Annotated in this window: 19 protein-coding genes; all 19 read left to right on the forward strand. The window is 30.4% G+C overall.

Translation table 11 applies throughout. From position 1 onward, the window contains the following. Nucleotides 1-5 precede the first annotated feature (5 nt). Complete coding sequence (locus M0M44_RS13860) at nucleotides 6-1,079, forward strand: LysM peptidoglycan-binding domain-containing protein (protein ID WP_248726182.1); 1,074 nt, start codon at nucleotides 6-8, stop codon at nucleotides 1,077-1,079. Nucleotides 1,080-1,154: 75 nt separating this feature from the next. Next, a complete protein-coding gene (locus tag M0M44_RS13865; protein ID WP_248726183.1) occupies nucleotides 1,155-1,649 on the forward strand; it encodes a DUF4280 domain-containing protein in 495 nt (164 codons plus the stop codon). An 11-nt stretch (nucleotides 1,650-1,660) separates the two neighbouring features. Beyond that, entirely contained in the window at nucleotides 1,661-4,135 is a 2,475-nt protein-coding gene (locus M0M44_RS13870) for a DUF5675 family protein (RefSeq protein WP_248726184.1), read from the forward strand. Further along, complete coding sequence (locus M0M44_RS13875; RefSeq protein WP_248726185.1) at nucleotides 4,128-4,883, forward strand: SH3 domain-containing protein; 756 nt, start codon at nucleotides 4,128-4,130, stop codon at nucleotides 4,881-4,883. Before M0M44_RS13870 ends, M0M44_RS13875 begins: the two co-directional genes overlap by 8 nt. Before the next feature lies 1 nt (nucleotide 4,884). Next, nucleotides 4,885-5,535, forward strand: coding sequence for a hypothetical protein (locus M0M44_RS13880; protein WP_248726186.1), 651 nt, complete (start codon nucleotides 4,885-4,887; stop codon nucleotides 5,533-5,535). Nucleotides 5,536-5,707: 172 nt separating this feature from the next. Next, on the forward strand, nucleotides 5,708-6,697 hold the full coding sequence (locus M0M44_RS13885) for a hypothetical protein (protein ID WP_248726187.1): 990 nt from the start codon (nucleotides 5,708-5,710) through the stop codon (nucleotides 6,695-6,697). Between the two features lie 224 nt (nucleotides 6,698-6,921). Further along, nucleotides 6,922-8,193 (forward strand): hypothetical protein, encoded by a 1,272-nt coding sequence (locus M0M44_RS13890; protein ID WP_248726188.1) that lies wholly within the window; start codon nucleotides 6,922-6,924, stop codon nucleotides 8,191-8,193. A gap of 176 nt (nucleotides 8,194-8,369) precedes the next feature. After that, nucleotides 8,370-9,539 carry a hypothetical protein gene (locus M0M44_RS13895; RefSeq protein ID WP_248726189.1) on the forward strand — a complete coding sequence of 390 codons (1,170 nt, stop codon included), beginning with the start codon at nucleotides 8,370-8,372 and terminating at the stop codon, nucleotides 9,537-9,539. Between the two features lie 23 nt (nucleotides 9,540-9,562). After that, nucleotides 9,563-10,075 carry a type VI secretion system TssO gene (tssO, locus tag M0M44_RS13900; RefSeq protein WP_095930975.1) on the forward strand — a complete coding sequence of 171 codons (513 nt, stop codon included), beginning with the start codon at nucleotides 9,563-9,565 and terminating at the stop codon, nucleotides 10,073-10,075. A gap of 53 nt (nucleotides 10,076-10,128) precedes the next feature. Then, a complete protein-coding gene (locus M0M44_RS13905) occupies nucleotides 10,129-10,578 on the forward strand; it encodes a hypothetical protein (protein ID WP_248726190.1) in 450 nt (149 codons plus the stop codon). Between the two features lie 21 nt (nucleotides 10,579-10,599). Further along, nucleotides 10,600-11,970: a DUF5458 family protein gene (locus M0M44_RS13910; RefSeq protein WP_248726191.1), complete on the forward strand. Its 1,371-nt coding sequence runs from the start codon at nucleotides 10,600-10,602 to the stop codon at nucleotides 11,968-11,970. Nucleotides 11,971-12,066: 96 nt separating this feature from the next. After that, complete coding sequence (locus tag M0M44_RS13915; RefSeq protein WP_248726192.1) at nucleotides 12,067-12,594, forward strand: hypothetical protein; 528 nt, start codon at nucleotides 12,067-12,069, stop codon at nucleotides 12,592-12,594. Between the two features lie 60 nt (nucleotides 12,595-12,654). Continuing rightward, a complete protein-coding gene (locus M0M44_RS13920) occupies nucleotides 12,655-13,368 on the forward strand; it encodes a hypothetical protein (protein WP_248726193.1) in 714 nt (237 codons plus the stop codon). 12 nt (nucleotides 13,369-13,380) lie between these two features. Next, entirely contained in the window at nucleotides 13,381-13,812 is a 432-nt protein-coding gene (locus M0M44_RS13925; protein WP_248726194.1) for a GPW/gp25 family protein, read from the forward strand. 182 nt (nucleotides 13,813-13,994) lie between these two features. Then, entirely contained in the window at nucleotides 13,995-14,381 is a 387-nt protein-coding gene (gene tssD / locus M0M44_RS13930; protein WP_012025247.1) for a type VI secretion system tube protein TssD, read from the forward strand. A 153-nt stretch (nucleotides 14,382-14,534) separates the two neighbouring features. Beyond that, entirely contained in the window at nucleotides 14,535-14,930 is a 396-nt protein-coding gene (gene tssD, locus M0M44_RS13935; protein ID WP_248726195.1) for a type VI secretion system tube protein TssD, read from the forward strand. 37 nt (nucleotides 14,931-14,967) lie between these two features. After that, complete coding sequence (locus M0M44_RS13940) at nucleotides 14,968-16,776, forward strand: type VI secretion system Vgr family protein (protein ID WP_248726196.1); 1,809 nt, start codon at nucleotides 14,968-14,970, stop codon at nucleotides 16,774-16,776. Between the two features lie 2 nt (nucleotides 16,777-16,778). Then, complete coding sequence (locus M0M44_RS13945; protein ID WP_248726197.1) at nucleotides 16,779-18,224, forward strand: zinc metalloprotease; 1,446 nt, start codon at nucleotides 16,779-16,781, stop codon at nucleotides 18,222-18,224. A gap of 1 nt (nucleotide 18,225) precedes the next feature. Further along, nucleotides 18,226-18,912 (forward strand): hypothetical protein, encoded by a 687-nt coding sequence (locus M0M44_RS13950; RefSeq protein WP_248726198.1) that lies wholly within the window; start codon nucleotides 18,226-18,228, stop codon nucleotides 18,910-18,912. The last annotated feature ends 182 nt before the right edge of the window (nucleotides 18,913-19,094 follow it).

Raw genomic sequence — 19,094 nt, forward strand, 5'->3', positions numbered from 1 at the left:
AGCAAATGTATTATTTAGAAAACTCAGACGAAGAATTGGTCTACGATAAACATCTTACTTACAAAGTAAGAAAAGGAGATACGCTGCAAAGTGTAGCAGATCAGCTTGGAATCGATTCGCAAGAGCTAAGAAGATATCATAATATATATTGCCCGCTTCCCGATTTGATTGAAGCAGATTTTAAAAGCTATTTGAAATTTGTCATTCTGGCTTCTGAAGAAACAAAGGCTAAAGTAAAAGAGGAAGTACTAAAAAAGTCTAAAAAAGTAGTTTTTGGAAGTGATTACAAAATACCTTTTTTAGCAGAGAAAAGCATCAAGACTTATAAGGCAAAATATACTACTGAGGTAAGCAGTGCAGTTGACGTGATCGAAATGACTATTGGCGTAAAATGGCTCGCGACGGATAAAAACAAATACCATCTCTTTGAAATACATAGAGAAAAAGAAATTTATGTCAATGGTTCACCACCAGATTCTGTAATACAAGAACTTGAAGCAAAGACCGCAGAAGTGCTGTATCCTTTAAAGATTGTAGTTGATGAATTTGGTAAATGGATTGACATTTATAATTACAATGAAATTGAAAGCCGCTGGCCAAAAATAAAGAAGGAAGTTTTAGACTATTATGAAGGAGAAGTAGCAGAAACTTATATGGAACAAACGGAGTATGCTTTAGAAAACTCAGATACTCTATTAGAATCGCTGCGTTCAGATTATTTTTTGAGGACTTTTTTTAATGGGATTCATGTAGGATATACAGGAGTATATTCATTTGAGACTGAAGTATCCTTTCCGCTGGAAAAAGATGAAGAATCGGTTTTTAAAGTAAAGCAGAAAATAGATGCTGTTCTAGACGATAACGATTTAATAAAAATCGAGCAAAAAGGAGAGTATGTAGACACAGGTTACGATGTTATATACGGTTATGCGCCTTGGAAAGGAAATTTTAATTCAGTTTACTTTCTAAATTCTGATTCTTATAATATTGAAAAACTAAATGCACATTGTAATATTGAATACGATGAACCTATAAAAGCAACTATTGAAATTGAGCTTGTAAAGAAAGAAGAAAATTAAGATAATTAAACAGGGATTTAAGATTATAGTGCTAAGAAGGTTAAAAGAATAGTTGATATTCAAAAAAGTAAAGCCATGAGTGAGAAACATGTAGTAGTACAAGGAGCAACATTGAAATGTAAATTCAGTGTAGAACCCAAAACAGATACTTTGAAGGTAAAATCGCAGGAAAAACATTATGCCAACGATAAAGATGCCGAAAAGAAACTGATTGCAACTGATAAAGAAATTGGGCAGACACTAGAGAAAAATACTTTTGGTAAATGCAAAATGCAGCCAAACGGAAGCGGTGATTATCTCCCTTGTCAGGCTGTAATTAATAAATGGAGCGGGTTTTATGAAAAAGTGACGCTGTCTAATAAAGGAAAAATTTTATTAGAAGACAGTAAAGGAACTTGCCCGATTGGAGGACCGGACTGTATCACGGTAGACAAACACGGACAAAAGGCCGAGCTTGGAAAACAGAATGCAAAAAAAGAAAAACCACAGGTAAACAATCAAATTAATCCTTTGGTAAATACATCAAAATTTAAGGAGAGTTTAGAAGAGAGTGATTCTATTTGTAAATAAAATAAAGCAGTATGTCAGATTTTAAAATAATTGGAAATACGGATCCTGTTGTAGGTAAAGAAGAGTTTTATTCAGTAAATACTTTTTTACCAAGCATTCTGCCTTTTCAAAACACAGCTTCAAACAATAGTTTTGAACAGCCTGTAAAATGGGAAATTTACATTCTAGAAAATGGAAGATGGCGGAAAACAAAAGAAAATGATAAAACAGGAAAACGAGTTTCGTATACCTTTCTTCAAAAAAGTTTAGAGAGAAAAGGAATTCGTATTCTGGCAAGAAGAGGAGAAGATGTGGCACGCCTCAATATAAAAACACATCCAGCCGAGACTCCCAAAATTGAAAGTATAGAATTGCTGGATAAAGCAGGAAAAAAGCCAACAGCACCGCTTTCTTACGGACAGACTCTTAAAGCAAGAGTACATTGTCTGCATATGGAAAAACGCAAAGTATCTGTAACCCTTTGGGAAGATGATGCCGCTGGAGCAGGGCACAATAAAGCAAATGAAAAAAATATATTGCAAACGCTTTCTGGAATAGTTAAAGACGGAAAAGCGGATGTCGATTTTGTATTACGACCAAGTTTTGCAAAAATTGCCGATAAGAGTAAAGACGAGGGTAAAATACACGAATATTATGTTACTACCGATTTTGATAACGAAAAATTAGCTAGTAAAAATGTGAATGTAAATGACCTGGAAACACCTGTAGCGCCTGTTAAAAAGAAAATACCATTACAGCAGCCGGCACAAACTAAACCGCCTTTGCAGCAGCCAAAAGCAAATACACCAGTTACAAATGGAACTGGAAAAGCTAAAAGCGAAATTACAAAAGTTCATATTACAGATGCAGCAGGACGTCCTATTGTTGGACTTTTTAAAGAAAAACAAATAAAAGTTTGGATTGATTCTGTAGGATTAATAGGCAACCAAATACGATTTAGATTATATGAGCATGATGTTATAAGCAATGATATATTAATAGATCAAAAGTTCACAATTACCAGCAATATTTTTCCCGTAGATGTTTTTCTCAATCGAATATTAAAAAGTAAAGGAGATGACATAGGAGAAGGAGCAGAGCAAGAATTGTTTGCGGATGTAGAGGTAGTAACAGACCCAAAACAAAGCAAACATAGCGGCAAAATAGATGTAGATGCAAAAGTGTTTAAACCAGACCCTGTTGATGTTACTAATAAAGTTGCAAAGGTTGGTGAGGGAGATAAGAATGATAAGGAGGATAAAGGCAACGTAGTTTGTCAAAAATGTATTGATCCAGTAACTGTAAAACAGCTTCAAGATTTATTTCCAAAGGCAGACAAAGAAACTTTAAAAACCATTGCGGAAACATATACAAAACATATGAAAGCATTAAAAATGAATACTTGTTGGAATAAGGCTCATTTTTTTGCACAGGCGATGGTTGAAAGTGGAAAAAGCTTTAAATTAAAGGAAGGTGAAGGTATGAATTATTTGGCTGATGATTTGTATCTCGGAAGATGGAATCCCAAAAAGAAAAAGTATGTTACGATATTTTCATATTTTAAGACAAGGAAAGAGGAGGCTTATAAGTATGGTAGAATTGAAGAAATAAAGAATGGTAAAAAGATAATTACCCAAGTAGCTGATCAAAAAGCGATTGCAAATCGTGTTTATGCTAATAGAGTTGGAAATAAAGGGATTGAATCAGGAGATGGATGGAATTTTAGAGGAAAAGGATGTATTCAATTAACAGGTAGAACTAATTATGAAAATGCAAATAAATATACTTTAAAGTATGAAAATGCAGATATACTTAAGAATTCAGATCTAGTTGCAAAAGATATTAAAATTGCGGTTTTATCATCAATGGCATATTTTGATATGTATGGAGTCAATAAAAAAGCAAACAAATGTAAGGATGTTAAAAACAAAATTGCTCCGATGATCGGAAATGATGTGCAACTTCAAGATGGAAAAACTAATCATGGAGAAAAACAAGAAGCTTTTGATGATTTTACTTCTAAGACCTTTACTATATCTAATTGTAAATATGGAAGTTCAGAAAATAAAGAAGAAAAGAAAGAGACAGGAAAAGGTGTTACAATTAGGTTGGTGAGAAAATGGCAAACAAAAAAATCGACTATTGGGGAATTTACTATTGATGATTCTGATATTAAAGGATATATATTGGAAGAAAAGGGGCCAGATACAACAGTTTCGGGTATAGAGCAAAGAGTTCCTGTGGGCACTTATAATTTAAAATGGCATAATGGAACTAAGAAAAAAGGAGTCTTAAAATTATATAATAGTGATGTATCTGAAAGTAGAGCTATTTTAATACATTCTGGAAATACAGCGGCAGATACTGAAGGTTGCTTATTACCAGGAAGTTCAAAATCTACAGATTTTGTCGGAGGTAGTCAGGCAAAAGTTAAAGAAATAAATGATTATGTTAAGGAGAAAGGCGTTGAAGGAGCAAAAATTATTATAACAGCAAAGTATGAATAAATATTTTATAATCTTTTTATTAATTGCAACATGCAATATAAATGCACAGAATAATTTTAATGTCCGCCAACTTCAAGAGGGATATAATGCTAAAAACAAAAAAATATTTATAGATAATTTCCCTAATAATTTTAAGGATTTTAAATTAATTTTTGGTTGGAACGATAAATTAGATAAGCCAAATGCATTATATAATGAAGCAAATGATTTTATAAAATATTTTTTTGAATTATCATCTAATAATGATAATTGCAAAAAAATGATAATGAAAATTGCATGTCAAGCGAAGTGGGAAGCTGACGCTGTTAATTATTTTCATATGAATCTAGTTTTGTTAGTTGAGAATGATGAAAATTTTGATAAAATGTTGCAAACATTGGAGGATAAAGATTTGAATGAATTTTGGCGTTTTTATTTTGATATTGAAAACTTAATTTATTCACAAAAACTATATACTATACTTAATGCTTTTATGAAAGAAAAAGCAATGTATGCTTTCAATATATTAAAAAAAGAAAGGAGTAATTATACTGATAAACATGGAAAATTATATAAATATCAAATTTTTGATAAAGATGGTTATTGTAATTTAAGGAAAAATGGTAATTCTAAATCTGATGTTATTGAAAAAATAGAAAATAATGAAATTGTAAATGTTTTAGATAGTTCAGAAGATTGGTGGTTTATCCAAACGAATAAAGGATTAGTAGGATTTGTACATAAAAGTAGAATTAAAGTTAAAAATTGAAATGAAAAATAAGTTTTTTTTAAAGATTATGATCTTAATGTTATGTTTAATTTCATGTAATGATAAAAAAGAAAAAGTTGTAGATATCAAAGAAAAAGATTCTAAAGAAATCGTTGGAGATACTTTAACCATTAACAAAACAAAAGATTACATTAAAGATTATAAAGCAAAATATACATCAAAAAAATATAATATAAGAGTTGAAAAAGACTGCGATCTAAATATGGATGGGCAAATTGATAAAATTATAGTTTTTGAACCTTCTGAAATAGCTAATAATAAATTAACAAAAAAATCGCCTGTCTGTATTTTTATCAAGAAAGAAAATAATTATGATATTTATGAAAATAAAAACATTATTTACACTTCTTTTTTTAATTCAATGGCAGAAGGTTTTCAAGATTTAGTGATTAAAGATAATTACTTCACATTTGAAGAAAATAATCAGGCAGGAGATGTTAGAGGTAATGACTATATAACATTTAAGTATGACTTAAAATCTAACGAAATTTTATTACACAAATATAGTATTGAATTAATTAGTATTGATGGTGAAAATGACAAAACTTTCACATACGACAAAAAAGTGTTTGGAAGTATTTTTTTTAATGATTTTGATATTGATAAAATAAAACAGAAAATCAATAATTAATAAATTTTATATTAAGAGCCTACAGCGCTAACGGAATATTAAAAATAAACAAATAAAGAAAGTAAGCTCCTTGACATATTGAAAAGAAAAGCCCCAGCTAGCAAAGGTTTTAGACTTTTGTTAGCTGAGGGAATTTATAAATAGAAATTATGGCGATGTTGAATAAATAATTATGAAAAGAATTTTAAGTATAACGTTTTTAGCTTTTTTATTTACAAGTTGTAAAGAAAATGTAAGTGCAGAAAATATAAAAAACATAGAAAATAGTTTAAGTGCAGAAATTACCAAAGATTCCTTAAATGTATCGTTTGAAGAAAAAAATAAACAAGATGAAGAAATATTTCAATTAGAAAAACCCATAAAAACAATAAAGGGAGAATATGAAGCTGCTTATAATGGTTATAAAGTACTTCTAAATTCTAATTCCAACAATCAGGAATTAACTTTTTTTAAAAACAAAACAGAAATAAAAAAAGTATTAAATTTTTATTATGAAAATGGCGATATAGTTTTTAAACTTTATAAATCCAATTTAGGTAATCTTGTTTTATTAATAGAAGGAAGAGATTACTATAGTAGCAATTTGGGAATATACTACATTGATAATAAATCTAATTCTATAATAGAAATTGATGATACATTAGTTTTTAGACAAGAAGATCCAGAGAAACTTGGAGTTAAAGACTTAATAGGACACATTTCAAAAGAAGGGGATGTATTAAAATCTAATTTTTATTTAGGGGATAAATTTTTATATGAGAAAAAATATAACATTCAGAAAAAGATACAGCAAAGTATAAAAAAGTATGGAGACAATTGGCTTGGGATCTATCAAACACAAATAAATAAAAATAGTAATGATACAAATACAATGCATATTATTTCTTTAAAAATAAATAAAGACTCAATAATATTTGAAGTAAACGGTTATCATGTGTCTCAAAAATATCTATTAGGAGCTAAAGAAGTCGAAAATAAATTAAAATTAGAATTTATAAAAGATTTATCTGAATATAATGATCCTCAAATAGAAAAAATACAAGATTTTGGGGTTATTACTTTTAAAGATAATATATATATGTTGCGGTGTCCTTATATTGATTTAAACTTTGTTTATGGCTTAAAGCAAGTATGCGTTTTAAAAAAAGATATATCGCATTAAATAACAGTTTCTATTATAATTGCGTTAAGTGGAAAAGTAAACATAAGTTTGAAAATTATTAGATTTTGATGTGTCATAATAATGGTTTTGTAACTTTTATGAATTAAACATAATATCTAAAATCGTAATATAAAAAGCTCCTTGACATATTGAAAAAGAAAAGCCCCAGCTAGCAAAAGTTTTAGGCTTTTGTTAGCTGAGGGAATTTATAAAGAGAAATTAAAATGAAAATAATTCTAAATATTAGGAGCTTAATTGTATTAATTATCTCTTTTACGATAATTAGTTGTAAGAAATATGTAGCTTCTTCTAGGATAGATCCTGAGAGTTATATGAAACTAAATTTGATAATACTGGTGAGAAAATATAGTAACTTAAAACAAATCATAAAAGTAATACTAATCTTTTTATTGTTTATTTCCTGTAATGGACAAAATTCAAATAAAAAAAAGCAGGTTTTAAATAAGGATAAAGAACAAATCAAAAATATAAACAATGAACAATCATCTGTTGATTTTTTTGACCAAAAATACTTCAATGGTTACATGATTTCGTTTGGAGATGAAGATCTTTCTGAACATCCATATCGTTATTATTACAATTATAATAATAATGATATACAATGGTTTGCTATAAGCTATGTTCCTAAAGACATTTCTTTGCATAATTATTGGGTCAACTATATTAAAAGTTTTGACTCAGGTGAAAATAAAGAAAATTCAATAATAGAAAAAAAGGTCAATAAAGATTTAAGTTTATATAACATTTTTGCAGTTTATATACCTAAAAAATATTTAGACGTATCTAATGGTGAATCAGAAGAGGCTATGTTTTTTAAAAATAATACTGAGGTCTTTTTTTATCTATATAATTCATTTGACAATAAATGGAGGTTTCTAAAAAAAGTCCAAACAAAAAGTCCGCAAATAGGGCAACGTGATTTTTTCTATAAACAATTTCCAGAATTATTTTCTTCTGCTAATGTTCTGAAATTAAATGAGAATAGAAACATTGCATATTTTTATGATTATGATTTAGATCAAGATGGAATAAAAGATAAAATTATAATTTATACAAATGATGAAGAAAAAGGAGAGTTTGAGAGAATTCATTTTGGACTTCGAATGGAAATAAAAAAAGGTTTGCCAAATAATTCTTTTAAAACATGGTATGAAAACAAGAATATTATACCTAAGAACAATTTTAATTGTGCTGCAGAAGGATTTAGTACGGTAGTATTTAAGGACAACTATTTTACAGTTGAGAATCAAGTTTGCTCAGATTATATTGAAATATCGACCTATATTACTTTTAAAGTAATTGGAAACAACATAGTACTCCATAAATATGGTGAAAGATATTTTGATAAGGCTGATCACGAAAAACAGATACCTTCAAAGATATGGGGAATTAAGGATTTTCAGAATGTTAACTTTGATGAAGTAACGGATGATTTTCTTGTGAAGTTAAGTCAAGTAAAACCAAAAAATAAGTAAAAATATATTTAAGCCCCTTGACATAAAATCCGGCTCAGTGCGCGCAATTGTATCTATTTAACCCGAAAAGACTTGTTATTATTAGATTTAATACCATTTCGTAATAGCAAAAACTAACTTGAAACCAAAACAGAGAAAATTAAAGCATTCTCATTTCAAATAAAAAATATAGAATTATGATAGAAAAATTAAGTCATTTTCCCGTAAACTGGATTGATGGGATGAAGATAAATAAAAGTCATTTTTTATCGATTCAGGATAACGTTTCTGAGTTGGTAAACGATGCTATAGGTATTCATACCACTCCTATAAGTTATGGACTTCTGGATTCTGGAAACCAAAATAAAGAGGCCACAAAAATCACTTTAGGAATTGATAACCACAAACTGCTTCGCGTACGTGTAGAAGAATGCCACGCTATTACCCCAAACGGATCAAGAATCGAAATTAGTAAAAGCAATACCGATACCTTAGATCTTCAGGTTCCGTATCCGGAAGATACTTATGAAATAAAAGAAGGCGAACAATTAGTTTTATTGGCTTGTATCTCGGTGAATTCTAAAAAGAGAATTCCTTTTGGCGAACCAGATCCTGATGAAGTGCCGCCAAGATATCCGTACACACAGCCTGAGTACAAGCTTCATTTAATTAAAGCCGAAGAATTTCGATCAGGAATAGGGTATGGTGGTTTTTACCTGGCAATTGGTAAAGTGCTTATTGGAGATACAACAGTTTTAGACGAAGATTATATTCCGCCATCAGTAACGGTAGCCTGTCATCCAAAATTGGTTGACATGCAGGCGCAAATTGCACGCTCGTTTGGTCAGATTGAGATTTATTCGGTTCAGATCTCTCAAAAAATTAACCGCGCACAGCAGACAGGAGTCTTGTCGCAGACTGTTATGCAATTGGCAGACAATACTGGATATTATTTAGGAAGTACCTTAACCCAATTTCGTTGGTTTTCATTGCATCAGCATCCAGCTTCAATGTTAAGTACGGTGGTGTCATTTGCCAGAGTGATGAAGAATTTTATCGATTCAAAATCTGGTGCAGGGAAAGAAGAACTACTGAATTATTTTGCCGAGTGGTGTGATATTTCGCAGGGAGATCTCGAAATCCTGTTTACCACTCTTATAAATGCGGGTTACGATCATGTTCATATTGATAAAACAGCCTCACTTGCAATGAACGCTTTGGCTAGAATTGAGAAATTATTTGAGACACTGAACAAACTGGATTACATCGGTAAGAAGAAAGAAAACATTGAGTTGTTTGTTGCCGAAACAGATAAAAAAGACATCGTTCATAATCCAAAACGACACGGTTTCTTTATCAAAGATTAAAAAGTAAAATAGTAATATAAATTATGGAAGTATTAAATAAACAAGAACGCCAGAAAGCTTTTATCGCTTTTTTAATTGCCTTTATCCTAACTTTTTGCGTTATGCTGCTTGCAGTTTCGTTCAATTTTTACATGCCGGTAGCAGAAAATAAAATGCTGAAAGCAGAAAACGAAATGATGAAAAGAGAATACGATTATCAAACTAATTTTTCGGTTAAAATAGACAGCATCAGAATGACAATCGATTCGATCAATTCACCAAAGGTAGATAACGATTTTCAGCAACGTCTGGCGAATGTCATGATTGCCAATATTTATCAAAAAGTACCAAAAGACACTACTGAAAACAAAAAGCTATATAACAATGTTATTCTGGCGTACAAGAATATTATTGATTATAAAAAACAAATTAGAAGCCTAACACACAATTCGCACTTAATAGACAGTTTGAACCAGTCGGCTAAAACATACAAAGAAGAATTAGAAAAAGTAAGCAGAGATTTAGATGTATGTCGTCAGATTTATCAAAATCAATAATTAGAAATCAGAGTAAAGAAATTAATAAACTAATCATTTAAAAATTTAAAATTATGTTGTCAAACTATGGAATTGGAGGTAATGAAGTAAAAATAGATGCAGATGAAGCGATCACTGCAATCCCTCAAAACAGAACACTTGTTGCTCAAAAATTAACAGTTGATGCGCCTGTAAAACCAGAATTGGTAGAAGGAATTACAAGTATTGAAAAAGCATTTGAACATTTTAAACCAGAAGTAAAAGTAAATTTTGAAACTGCAGACGGTGCAACTAAAGTGGAACCTTTAAAATTTAAGAATTTAGGAGATTTTGGTATAAAAGGAATCACAACACAAAGCAGCTTTTTATCTGATCTTGAAACAGAAAAAGATCAGTATCAAAAAATTATCCGCCAGTTAAAATCAAACAAGATTTTAAAAGCGGCTTTAGAAGACGGTGAAGCTAAACAAGCTTTATTGGAAAGTCTTGGAGCACTGATCAACGAGTTAAAAGAGAACAAATAAGAATTTAAAAATATTATAGATATGTCAAGTAAAGAAGCATATAAAGGAGATCTGGATACAGCAGTATTAGAACCTAAAGCAGTAAAAGGAATTTCAATTGAAAAAAATGTTGAAAAACTAGCTAAATACGGTGGTTTCGATTTGCTGGAAATGGCAATTGAAGGAGTTCAAAACCTTAATCCAGAGAGAAAAGCAAGAAGAAAAATCTTTTTAGGAGAAGTAAATAAAGCTAAAGAAAGAGAAACACTTTTAAAAACTTTGGAGCTTTGGTCTTCTGTTTTAAGCAATAATGAAGCTTTGACTGACATGGTGGCTCAAAGTGAGGACAAGTGTAAAGAATCTGAAGCTTTGCTTCAAAAAAACCTTGCAAAAGCTGTTGAAGATACAAGAGAGATTGAAGCAGCTTACAGAACATTGGCTTTATTCTTTAAAAATACAGAAACAGATAAAGTAAAAAATGTGACGATTGTAAATGCAGAACTGGATCAATTAAAAGATCTTGACAATACACGTTTTATTGATGCAATTCACTCAGAGTTGGTAGATAATTACGATCGTTTGGATCTTAAAAATAACTACGGAATTTTGGTAATTCCTGGATATTTAGGTTCTAATAAAGTAATTGAAAAATGGGCAAAAATTGCGCATGAAAATAAAGTAATGTTAGTTACAGATTTCGAACACCTTGACGAACCGGATGATGTAATGGAAATGTTTGACGCCGCTTCTTTAACAGGAGGAGATGTTTACCGTTCTAACGTAATCATGACTTGTAACTGGCTGGTTGGACGTGGTAGATTTGATCAAATTGGAGAAAGCGAAGATTTACACGTGGCGCCTTCTGCAGCATTGGCAGGAAAAATATACAAAACATTAATGTCTCAAGTTACTGCAGGTAAGAAATTTGGTGGAATTAATGAAGTAGATGGAGTAAAATTTGATCTTAAGAAAAGCGAAATCGCAAATCTTGAAAACTTAGGTTTGGTTCCAATGGTAAACGAGTATGGAAAAGTAATGGCTTTCTCTGCTAAAACATTATTCAGTGGCGATAACTTAGGTTTACAAACTTATTCTGTAGTTCGTGTTTTTGATTATGTGACAAAAGTATTAATGGATTTCCTTAATCGTCGTGCTTTCGAAAACTTTACAGCAAAAACACGTAAAGAAATTATGAATCAGATTGTTGCTTTCCTTGACGGAATCACAGGTCCGGATAAATTAATTGAGAATTTTGAAATCCGCAGATTCGAGCAAGATCCAATTCAAAAAGACAGAATTTATATGGATATCCACATGAAACCATATTTTCCTGCTAAAAACTTCCTTATTAAAATGGATGGGCACAAAGGAGATGACGGAACAGAATGGGATACAGATTACGAGCAAAAATAATTGTACAGTAAATAAAAAAGGAAGCACAATTTTATGTGCTTCCTTTTTCAACAAAACATTGATCTTTTGAATGATCAAACCAAATAATTCAAATTCATGAACGTACTTAAAATTTTACTTTTAGTCGGTTTGTTTACCCTATCAAGTTCGATTAAAGCACAAAAAGTAAAACAAATTGATACTTTAAGTTGCCCTATTACGCAAAACGATTTATTGCTTTCAGGAAAGTTATTTGCAAGTGCGACACCAATTTTGCTTCGTGTTTATAACGAAGATTATGAATATGCTGTTTTTCAGTTAGGAAAAAGAAGAGGCAGCATTTATTTATACTTTAAAATTTTTACAGATAATGTCTGTGTGAAACAAGAGCAGCCGCTGGAACTCTATTTTAAAAATGGAGAAATGTATATTCTTAAAAATACTTTCAAGGTAAATTGTGATGGAACTGCAGCTCTTGAACTTTCACGAAGAGACATAAAGAAATTAATGTCAAATAGTATCAATACAATAAAATTTTTCACACTTAAAAAGGACTATGAATTTAGTCCCACAGAAGTTGATAACCAAAATATAAGGTTTTATCTGCACTGTTTAAAACTTTATAAAGTAAGAAAGAAAAAATAAATATTCAGTTGACAGAATTTGACACAGCCTAAATATAATCTCTAATAAAAAAATCAAAATATGCCATTTCCAGAATTGAACCTTTCATTGGGACTTACAGATAACGATGGTTCTGTTTTCTATGCAGGAAGCGGAGAAGGAAAAGTGATTGTAAAAACAGATTCTGCTTTAAAAAAGTATAGTATCAATATAACAATTTCAGAACAAGAGGTTGGATCAGTTTATTTGAATACACATTTAAAAGATGCTGAAATTCCTGCTGAAATTGAGATTCCTGTTTATCAAATGATAGTTACAGATGATAAAACAAACGAAAAAGAAATATATAAAGTTACTCGCGATACTTTTTTTTATAAACAGCAAACAAAGAAAAAAGGATTATGGAGCTTTTTGGGTTTAAAATTCTTAGCCCCAAATAACTTTCTTTTTGAAAATATCCCTTTTGAACCTTTGAAAGAAGAAATGGAAACGTATGATATTTCAAAATATAGAAAATTAAATGGAGATGAACTCACCTATAGTTTTCAAAAAGACGGACAAGCTATTCAAATTTTTGCTGGAGACATTAATACGCTGAAAGTAGTGAAGGGAGTAAGCTATTTTGTAATTGTTGATGAAAAAAAAGGACAGCGTTTTATAGGAGATATACTCTATAGGGAAAAATTTTTGAAGCTGACACCATCAGTAAAACTGCATCTGATTAAACGCAAGCAGGTTTCTAAAGAAATGGAAACAGATAAAAAAGGTCGTACAGACAGATTAATTTATATTTAATATGTGCAAAATATGAAAGGAGCATTTTACAAACTGCCTATAGACTTTAATAGCGTAATGCAAAAAAAGGAGTTAGAAAAAACTTCAATAGAACATTCTATTGCTCAACAGGTTATTTTATTGGCTACAACTACATTTGGCGAGTGCAAGTTTGATGAAACGTTTGGGTCAAAAATTTGGGAGATTGATTTTGACTTATTGATGAATGAAAATACGCTCAAAGACATCATTTCAAAAACAATGAAACAATCCCTTCTTTTTCATGAAAAGAGAATAAAAGTAAAAGAACTTAAGGTAGAATTATCCGAAACTATGTATTTGGTTGATGATGTAAGCAGAGCCAAAAAGAAAGTTGATATTATAATTGAAGCAACTATAAAAAGTACTAACAGAGATTTTGATTTTAGGGGATACTTTTTTGTTGGGCCATTATCATATAAGTAGTTTTTTTTAATACTATTTTTAGTTCATATTGCTTAAAATTCAGTGTTATAGATCTTTAAATAATTGATAATTTGAGACTTATATATTGTAAATAAAATTTTATTAAAATAATTATTATAACAGGATTTTATTTATATATTTACAGCATAAATAAATAAATTAATAATTAAAAATTTTTCATTATGTCGTTTTTAACATCATTAACAGTAGCAGGAAAAGATTACAAAGTATTAAACGTAAGTTATGATTTAGCTCAAGAAACAGATGCTTCTGGGCGCCCATCTACAGTAACACGTGGAGGAAGAATCATGATCGAAGTTGAATCAACTGGAAGTACTGAATTGTTTGAATGGATGACTAACAATTTCGAAAGAAAAGACGGGTCAGTAAAATTCATCAAACGTGATTCAAATGCTACTTTAAAAGAGCTAAAGTTTACAGAAGCTTACATGGTTAAGTACAAAGAAAACTTTGATCATAACAGTGAAAATCCATTAACGGAAACTTTTATGATTTCTGCTCGTAAAATTTCGATGGGTGGAGGAGAATTTGATAATGCTTGGGTATAATCCTTTGGACTTTATCAAAATCTAATTAAACTAAAAGGGAGTCCAATAATTGGACTTCCTTTTTTTTGTTTTTTCTTTCAAAATATCTGGTTTTGTAATGGTAAAACTAGATTTTCAACATTTCCTAAATTTAATCATCTAATAAATCTACCAATGAGTTTTTTATCTAAATTACATATAGACGGCGAAGAATATAATGTTCTTGAATTTAATATTGGCTTTAAACAAGAAATAGATACAACAAGTAAACCCACCGGTAACGCAAAAGGCGGCGTGATCAAAATGATCATAGAAGCAAGCCAGAACAGTCATTTTTTATCCTGGATGCTAAATGGGGATTTAACCAAAGACGGAAAAATTGTTTTTTACAGAAGAGATGCTTTAAGCAAAATGAAAGAACTTACGTTTACTAAAGCATTTTGCATTGGCTATGATGAACAATTTACAAGCACTACCGAAATACCAATGCGAATTACGATGGAATTAGTAGCAAAAGAATTGACTTTTGGAGACGCTAAATTCTCAAATAACTGGATTGCTTTAGATTAATTGTTTAAAATCTCATTAAAAACAAGTACGCATTATTATGGCACATTTTTCAGAACAAGTACATATAACTATAGGAGGTTTTACCCAAAACGTTGTTTATTATGATTTAAAGCTATCTCAAAAAATGGCCGATCATCATCATTTTTCGTTTGTTTGGCAATACACGGGTAAAGCAGTAATTAATCCGGCAGATCAGGCAAAAGCACTTAGAACCTATCTTGGTGATGAGGTGATTTTTACCTTTAAAAGTCTTACCGGAATTAGACTAATGAGTAAAGGAATCATTACGGAACTTTCTTCTATTGATCTTGATGGAAGTCCAGCTGGATTGCACGTTTCTGGTGTAAGCCACAGTATTGTAATTGACGATATGAAAAAGTCAAGAACATTTAAAGATCGTAGCATGGATGAAATTGTGCTTGGAATTTTTGCTGAAGGACCTGGAGAGTTTTATCAGAGAGATTCTATTAAATCAACCTATCTTAAAGAATTTAGAAACCTCTTGCAATATAACGAAACTAGCTTTGAGTTCTTAAAAAGAATTGCTAAGCGTTATGGGCAATGGTTTTATTTTGATGGAATGCGTATGCAGTTTGGACAAACAAAAACTAGCCAGACCAAGTTGATTAATGGGGCTTCATTGCATAGCTTTAAGATACAAGCAAATATGAGCTCGCATAAGATTTCGCTGAATGGTTATGATTACGAAAATGTAGCAACCTTTCGTGATGCTGCCGTTAAGACTTCATCTGGAAGTAAAGATAGTTTTGCTGCTATTGTAGGTTATAATCAGGGAACCGTAGCAAATTCTGATTTAAATAATGGTGCTTATACTGCAAATGCTACAAATAAGCAAGAACTGGAGGAAATGATAAAACTGCAAACTGCGGGTAGTGATGCCAATAGTGTATATTACAGTGGTACATCTTATTTTCCAATTGGTCTTGGACAAGTGTTTACAATAGTAAATCAAACGGTAGTGCATGAATTAATTGCTATTGAAGTTGTACACCATTCTCAAGTTCACGGAAATTATTCTTGTGAATTTAAAGCTATTCCGGCCGATGTATCGGCTCCACATTATACAGATGTTTTTGTATATGCGAAAGCGGAAACACAGCCTGCACAGGTAAAAGATAATAACGATCCTGAAGGGTTAGGACGTGTGCAAGTAGAGTTTTATGGTGCAAGCGGTACAGCAGTTACAGATTGGATAAGAATGGTACAGCCTTATTCTGGTTCTGGAAAAGGATTTTATTTTGTTCCTGAAATTGGAGAGGAAGTTTTAATTGGTTTTGAAGGCAATAATGTTCAAAATCCTTATGTAATTGGTGCGCAATATAATGGACAAGACTCAAGCGGTTATGCCGATGCGCAGAATAATATAAAAGCAATTCATACCAGAAGCGGACACATTATAAAATTTACTGAAGATGAAAGCATTATAATTGCCGATAAAAACGGTAATGAAATAGTAATGGATACTGTTGGTGGTAATATTAGCATTACAGCAAATAACACAATTGACCTTAATGCACAAAATATCAATTTTAATGCTTCGCAAAATATTAGTGTAAGCGCTGGAATGAATATTACAGAAAGTGCTGGTGCTGATAAAACTAGTGTTGTAGGTATGATGCTTAATACAACAGTTGGAGGAGACAGCATGTTATCAGTTACAGGAAACTTTATGGAAAGTATTGAAGGTAATAAAGAAGTGCATACAGAAAAGGAAATAACTTTCAATAGCCAAATGGGAATGGAGTATTCATCTGGTGGAGAGATACAGAAACATTCACAAAAAGAAATAAAATTAAATAGCGCAGAAAAATCTAATTTCTTTTAATTATGTCATATAAATCAATAGTAGGTGGGAAATTAGTAGTTAATGCTAAAGGCGATATCAAGTCTTATGCAAAAGAAAATATCGAAATAAGTTCCAAAAAATCTATTAAAGTAACGGGGGCGGAAAAAGGAGTTAGTACTGGAAAGCCTAAAATGATTGCTATATATGTTAATGAAAAATGCTTAGTACATTTTAGGCCGAAAGATAACTGGAATGGAGAGAATTACGGATTTGATTGGGTAAGAACTGGTGATACTAAAATAAAAGGAGATACTAATTACAAACAAATAATTGGCAAGTATGGAGCTGTATATGCTTCGCAAGGTGGCGTACTTACACAAAGTAACGATGAATTTAGAAAATTAATGTCTAAATTTAATCCCCATACATTTTTTGTTAAAGACAAAAGTGGTAAGAAGAAAGGAGTAAATTACTGTGTGCCGTGGTTATGCTTATATCCTGAAAACATCGTAAAGCAAATAAAACAAAAAGACGGAACAGTAAAACCAACAGAAGTTAAATCTGGGTTCAAAAATACTACTGCTACTTTAAAAACTATTCTTGTAATAGATAAAAAGCCAGAAAAGTTAGAGCTAGATTATGATAATAAATTATTTAAAATAGTTAATCCTGCTTTTCCATTATCTGTCGGTAGACATGAAATAGAAATGACTATAACATGTTTAAAAGAATTTAGTACAGATCAACCTATAAAGGTTGTTGCAACCTATAAAGATGCTAAAGGAAAATTAGAAAAATCGCTTGCGGGTAAATTAAAAGTAATTAGAAATAAAGATAGATATAAAGTAAATGTTCTTTTTGTTAACGTTTGGACTAATATTAATGGTGGTAAAAACCCAAAGAAAGGAGAAACATTTGATAGAGACAAAGAATTAAAAAAATATTTGAATCAAGGTTTGGTAAATCCATCATTTGAAAAAGTAATTTTGGATTTAAGTATTGATATTGATCCAATTACTAAAAAAAGAACAGATAGGAAAACCAATTTTAATAATATTTCCCATGCTGTAGGAGGAACTAGGCCTAATATACCAAAAGGTTCAATTGATGATATTTATAAATTTTTAAATACTGAATTATACAAAAGTTACAGTTATAAAAAGTATCAAAATCATTTTAAAATTTATTTTATAAATGAGGATGCTAATGGATTGTATGGTATAGGCAGATCAATAAATAAAACGGATGATTTAAGAACAATTTTGGTTTATAGCATAGGCTTTAAAGACAGTACAGTTGCACATGAAACATTGCACTCTATGGGATTATATCATTCTTTTGATAACAATAGCGAATTTACATTTGAATTTTGTAAAACAGATAATATAATGGATTATTCAGATGCTTATTCGCCTCCAATACCTGTAATAAGCTTATATCATTGGCAATGGAGTAAATTATGGGATAGAGCAACCAAAGAGATTTAAAATGAGAAAAATATTAGCAATAAGTTTAATTTGTGTAATTTTTAGTTGTAAGCCACAAGATAAAAAACAAACAGAAATTGAAAAAATAAAGCATTATAAAATGGAAAGAAATGAAAGATATAATGAATTAGTCACGAAAGATTTTGAAACGTTTGATATTAAACGGTTTGATCAAAATAAGAATGAAAATGAAGACTATGTTTATACACTGCCAAATGGTTCAAGGGTTAGAGAGTTTGGATATAAAGAAAGAGGCTATTTTAGTCAAATATTTCCAAAAAAATCTGTGTTTACTATCAGCAAGGGATTTTATCCAAATTCTAATATAAAAGATAAAGGACCTTCATTTAAGGATAATTGTGAAATTGGTATTTGGTATGAGTTTGATGAAAAAGGAAAATTAATAAAGGAAATTGATCTTGATAAACCTTTCAAAATTGCAATTAATGACATTATTGAATTTTTAAAAAAAAATGAAGCAGATTTATTTTCAAATTTTACTTCAATAAAGAGATCTTATGATGAGAAAACAAAACAGGCCACTTGGAGTTTAGTTTATCGAGGAAAATATAAAGATAACTCAGGAATGTTTGTTATTGATATAGATGATTCATCAGCAGAAGTGGTAAAAGTGATAAAAATATTAGGTAAGGAAGGAGAGAAAGAAATTATTTTTTATCAAAAATAATTTCTTTAATTGTTCGTCTGGAATTTATCTAGAAATCAATTACTTTATGTTCTTCTCGATAAATACTTCTATATTAAAAGTCATACGAAAACGACAATTAGGATGAAATGAAAAACATAATTTTATCGTACTTTTTTGTTATGCGATGTGTAGCATCTCGTTCGTGATATTTATCAAGAATA

The sequence above is a fragment of the Flavobacterium humidisoli genome (genome assembly GCF_023272795.1).
Lineage (GTDB): Bacteria > Bacteroidota > Bacteroidia > Flavobacteriales > Flavobacteriaceae > Flavobacterium > Flavobacterium humidisoli.

Coding starts and splice junctions, on each gene's coding strand:
- M0M44_RS13860 (WP_248726182.1), top strand. CDS start 6: ATGTATTATTTAGAAAACTCAGACGAAGAATTGGTCTACGATAAACAT.
- M0M44_RS13865 (WP_248726183.1), top strand. CDS start 1,155: ATGAGTGAGAAACATGTAGTAGTACAAGGAGCAACATTGAAATGTAAA.
- M0M44_RS13870 (WP_248726184.1), top strand. CDS start 1,661: ATGTCAGATTTTAAAATAATTGGAAATACGGATCCTGTTGTAGGTAAA.
- M0M44_RS13875 (WP_248726185.1), top strand. CDS start 4,128: ATGAATAAATATTTTATAATCTTTTTATTAATTGCAACATGCAATATA.
- M0M44_RS13880 (WP_248726186.1), top strand. CDS start 4,885: ATGAAAAATAAGTTTTTTTTAAAGATTATGATCTTAATGTTATGTTTA.
- M0M44_RS13885 (WP_248726187.1), top strand. CDS start 5,708: ATGAAAAGAATTTTAAGTATAACGTTTTTAGCTTTTTTATTTACAAGT.
- M0M44_RS13890 (WP_248726188.1), top strand. CDS start 6,922: ATGAAAATAATTCTAAATATTAGGAGCTTAATTGTATTAATTATCTCT.
- M0M44_RS13895 (WP_248726189.1), top strand. CDS start 8,370: ATGATAGAAAAATTAAGTCATTTTCCCGTAAACTGGATTGATGGGATG.
- tssO (WP_095930975.1), top strand. CDS start 9,563: ATGGAAGTATTAAATAAACAAGAACGCCAGAAAGCTTTTATCGCTTTT.
- M0M44_RS13905 (WP_248726190.1), top strand. CDS start 10,129: ATGTTGTCAAACTATGGAATTGGAGGTAATGAAGTAAAAATAGATGCA.
- M0M44_RS13910 (WP_248726191.1), top strand. CDS start 10,600: ATGTCAAGTAAAGAAGCATATAAAGGAGATCTGGATACAGCAGTATTA.
- M0M44_RS13915 (WP_248726192.1), top strand. CDS start 12,067: ATGAACGTACTTAAAATTTTACTTTTAGTCGGTTTGTTTACCCTATCA.
- M0M44_RS13920 (WP_248726193.1), top strand. CDS start 12,655: ATGCCATTTCCAGAATTGAACCTTTCATTGGGACTTACAGATAACGAT.
- M0M44_RS13925 (WP_248726194.1), top strand. CDS start 13,381: ATGAAAGGAGCATTTTACAAACTGCCTATAGACTTTAATAGCGTAATG.
- tssD (WP_012025247.1), top strand. CDS start 13,995: ATGTCGTTTTTAACATCATTAACAGTAGCAGGAAAAGATTACAAAGTA.
- tssD (WP_248726195.1), top strand. CDS start 14,535: ATGAGTTTTTTATCTAAATTACATATAGACGGCGAAGAATATAATGTT.
- M0M44_RS13940 (WP_248726196.1), top strand. CDS start 14,968: ATGGCACATTTTTCAGAACAAGTACATATAACTATAGGAGGTTTTACC.
- M0M44_RS13945 (WP_248726197.1), top strand. CDS start 16,779: ATGTCATATAAATCAATAGTAGGTGGGAAATTAGTAGTTAATGCTAAA.
- M0M44_RS13950 (WP_248726198.1), top strand. CDS start 18,226: ATGAGAAAAATATTAGCAATAAGTTTAATTTGTGTAATTTTTAGTTGT.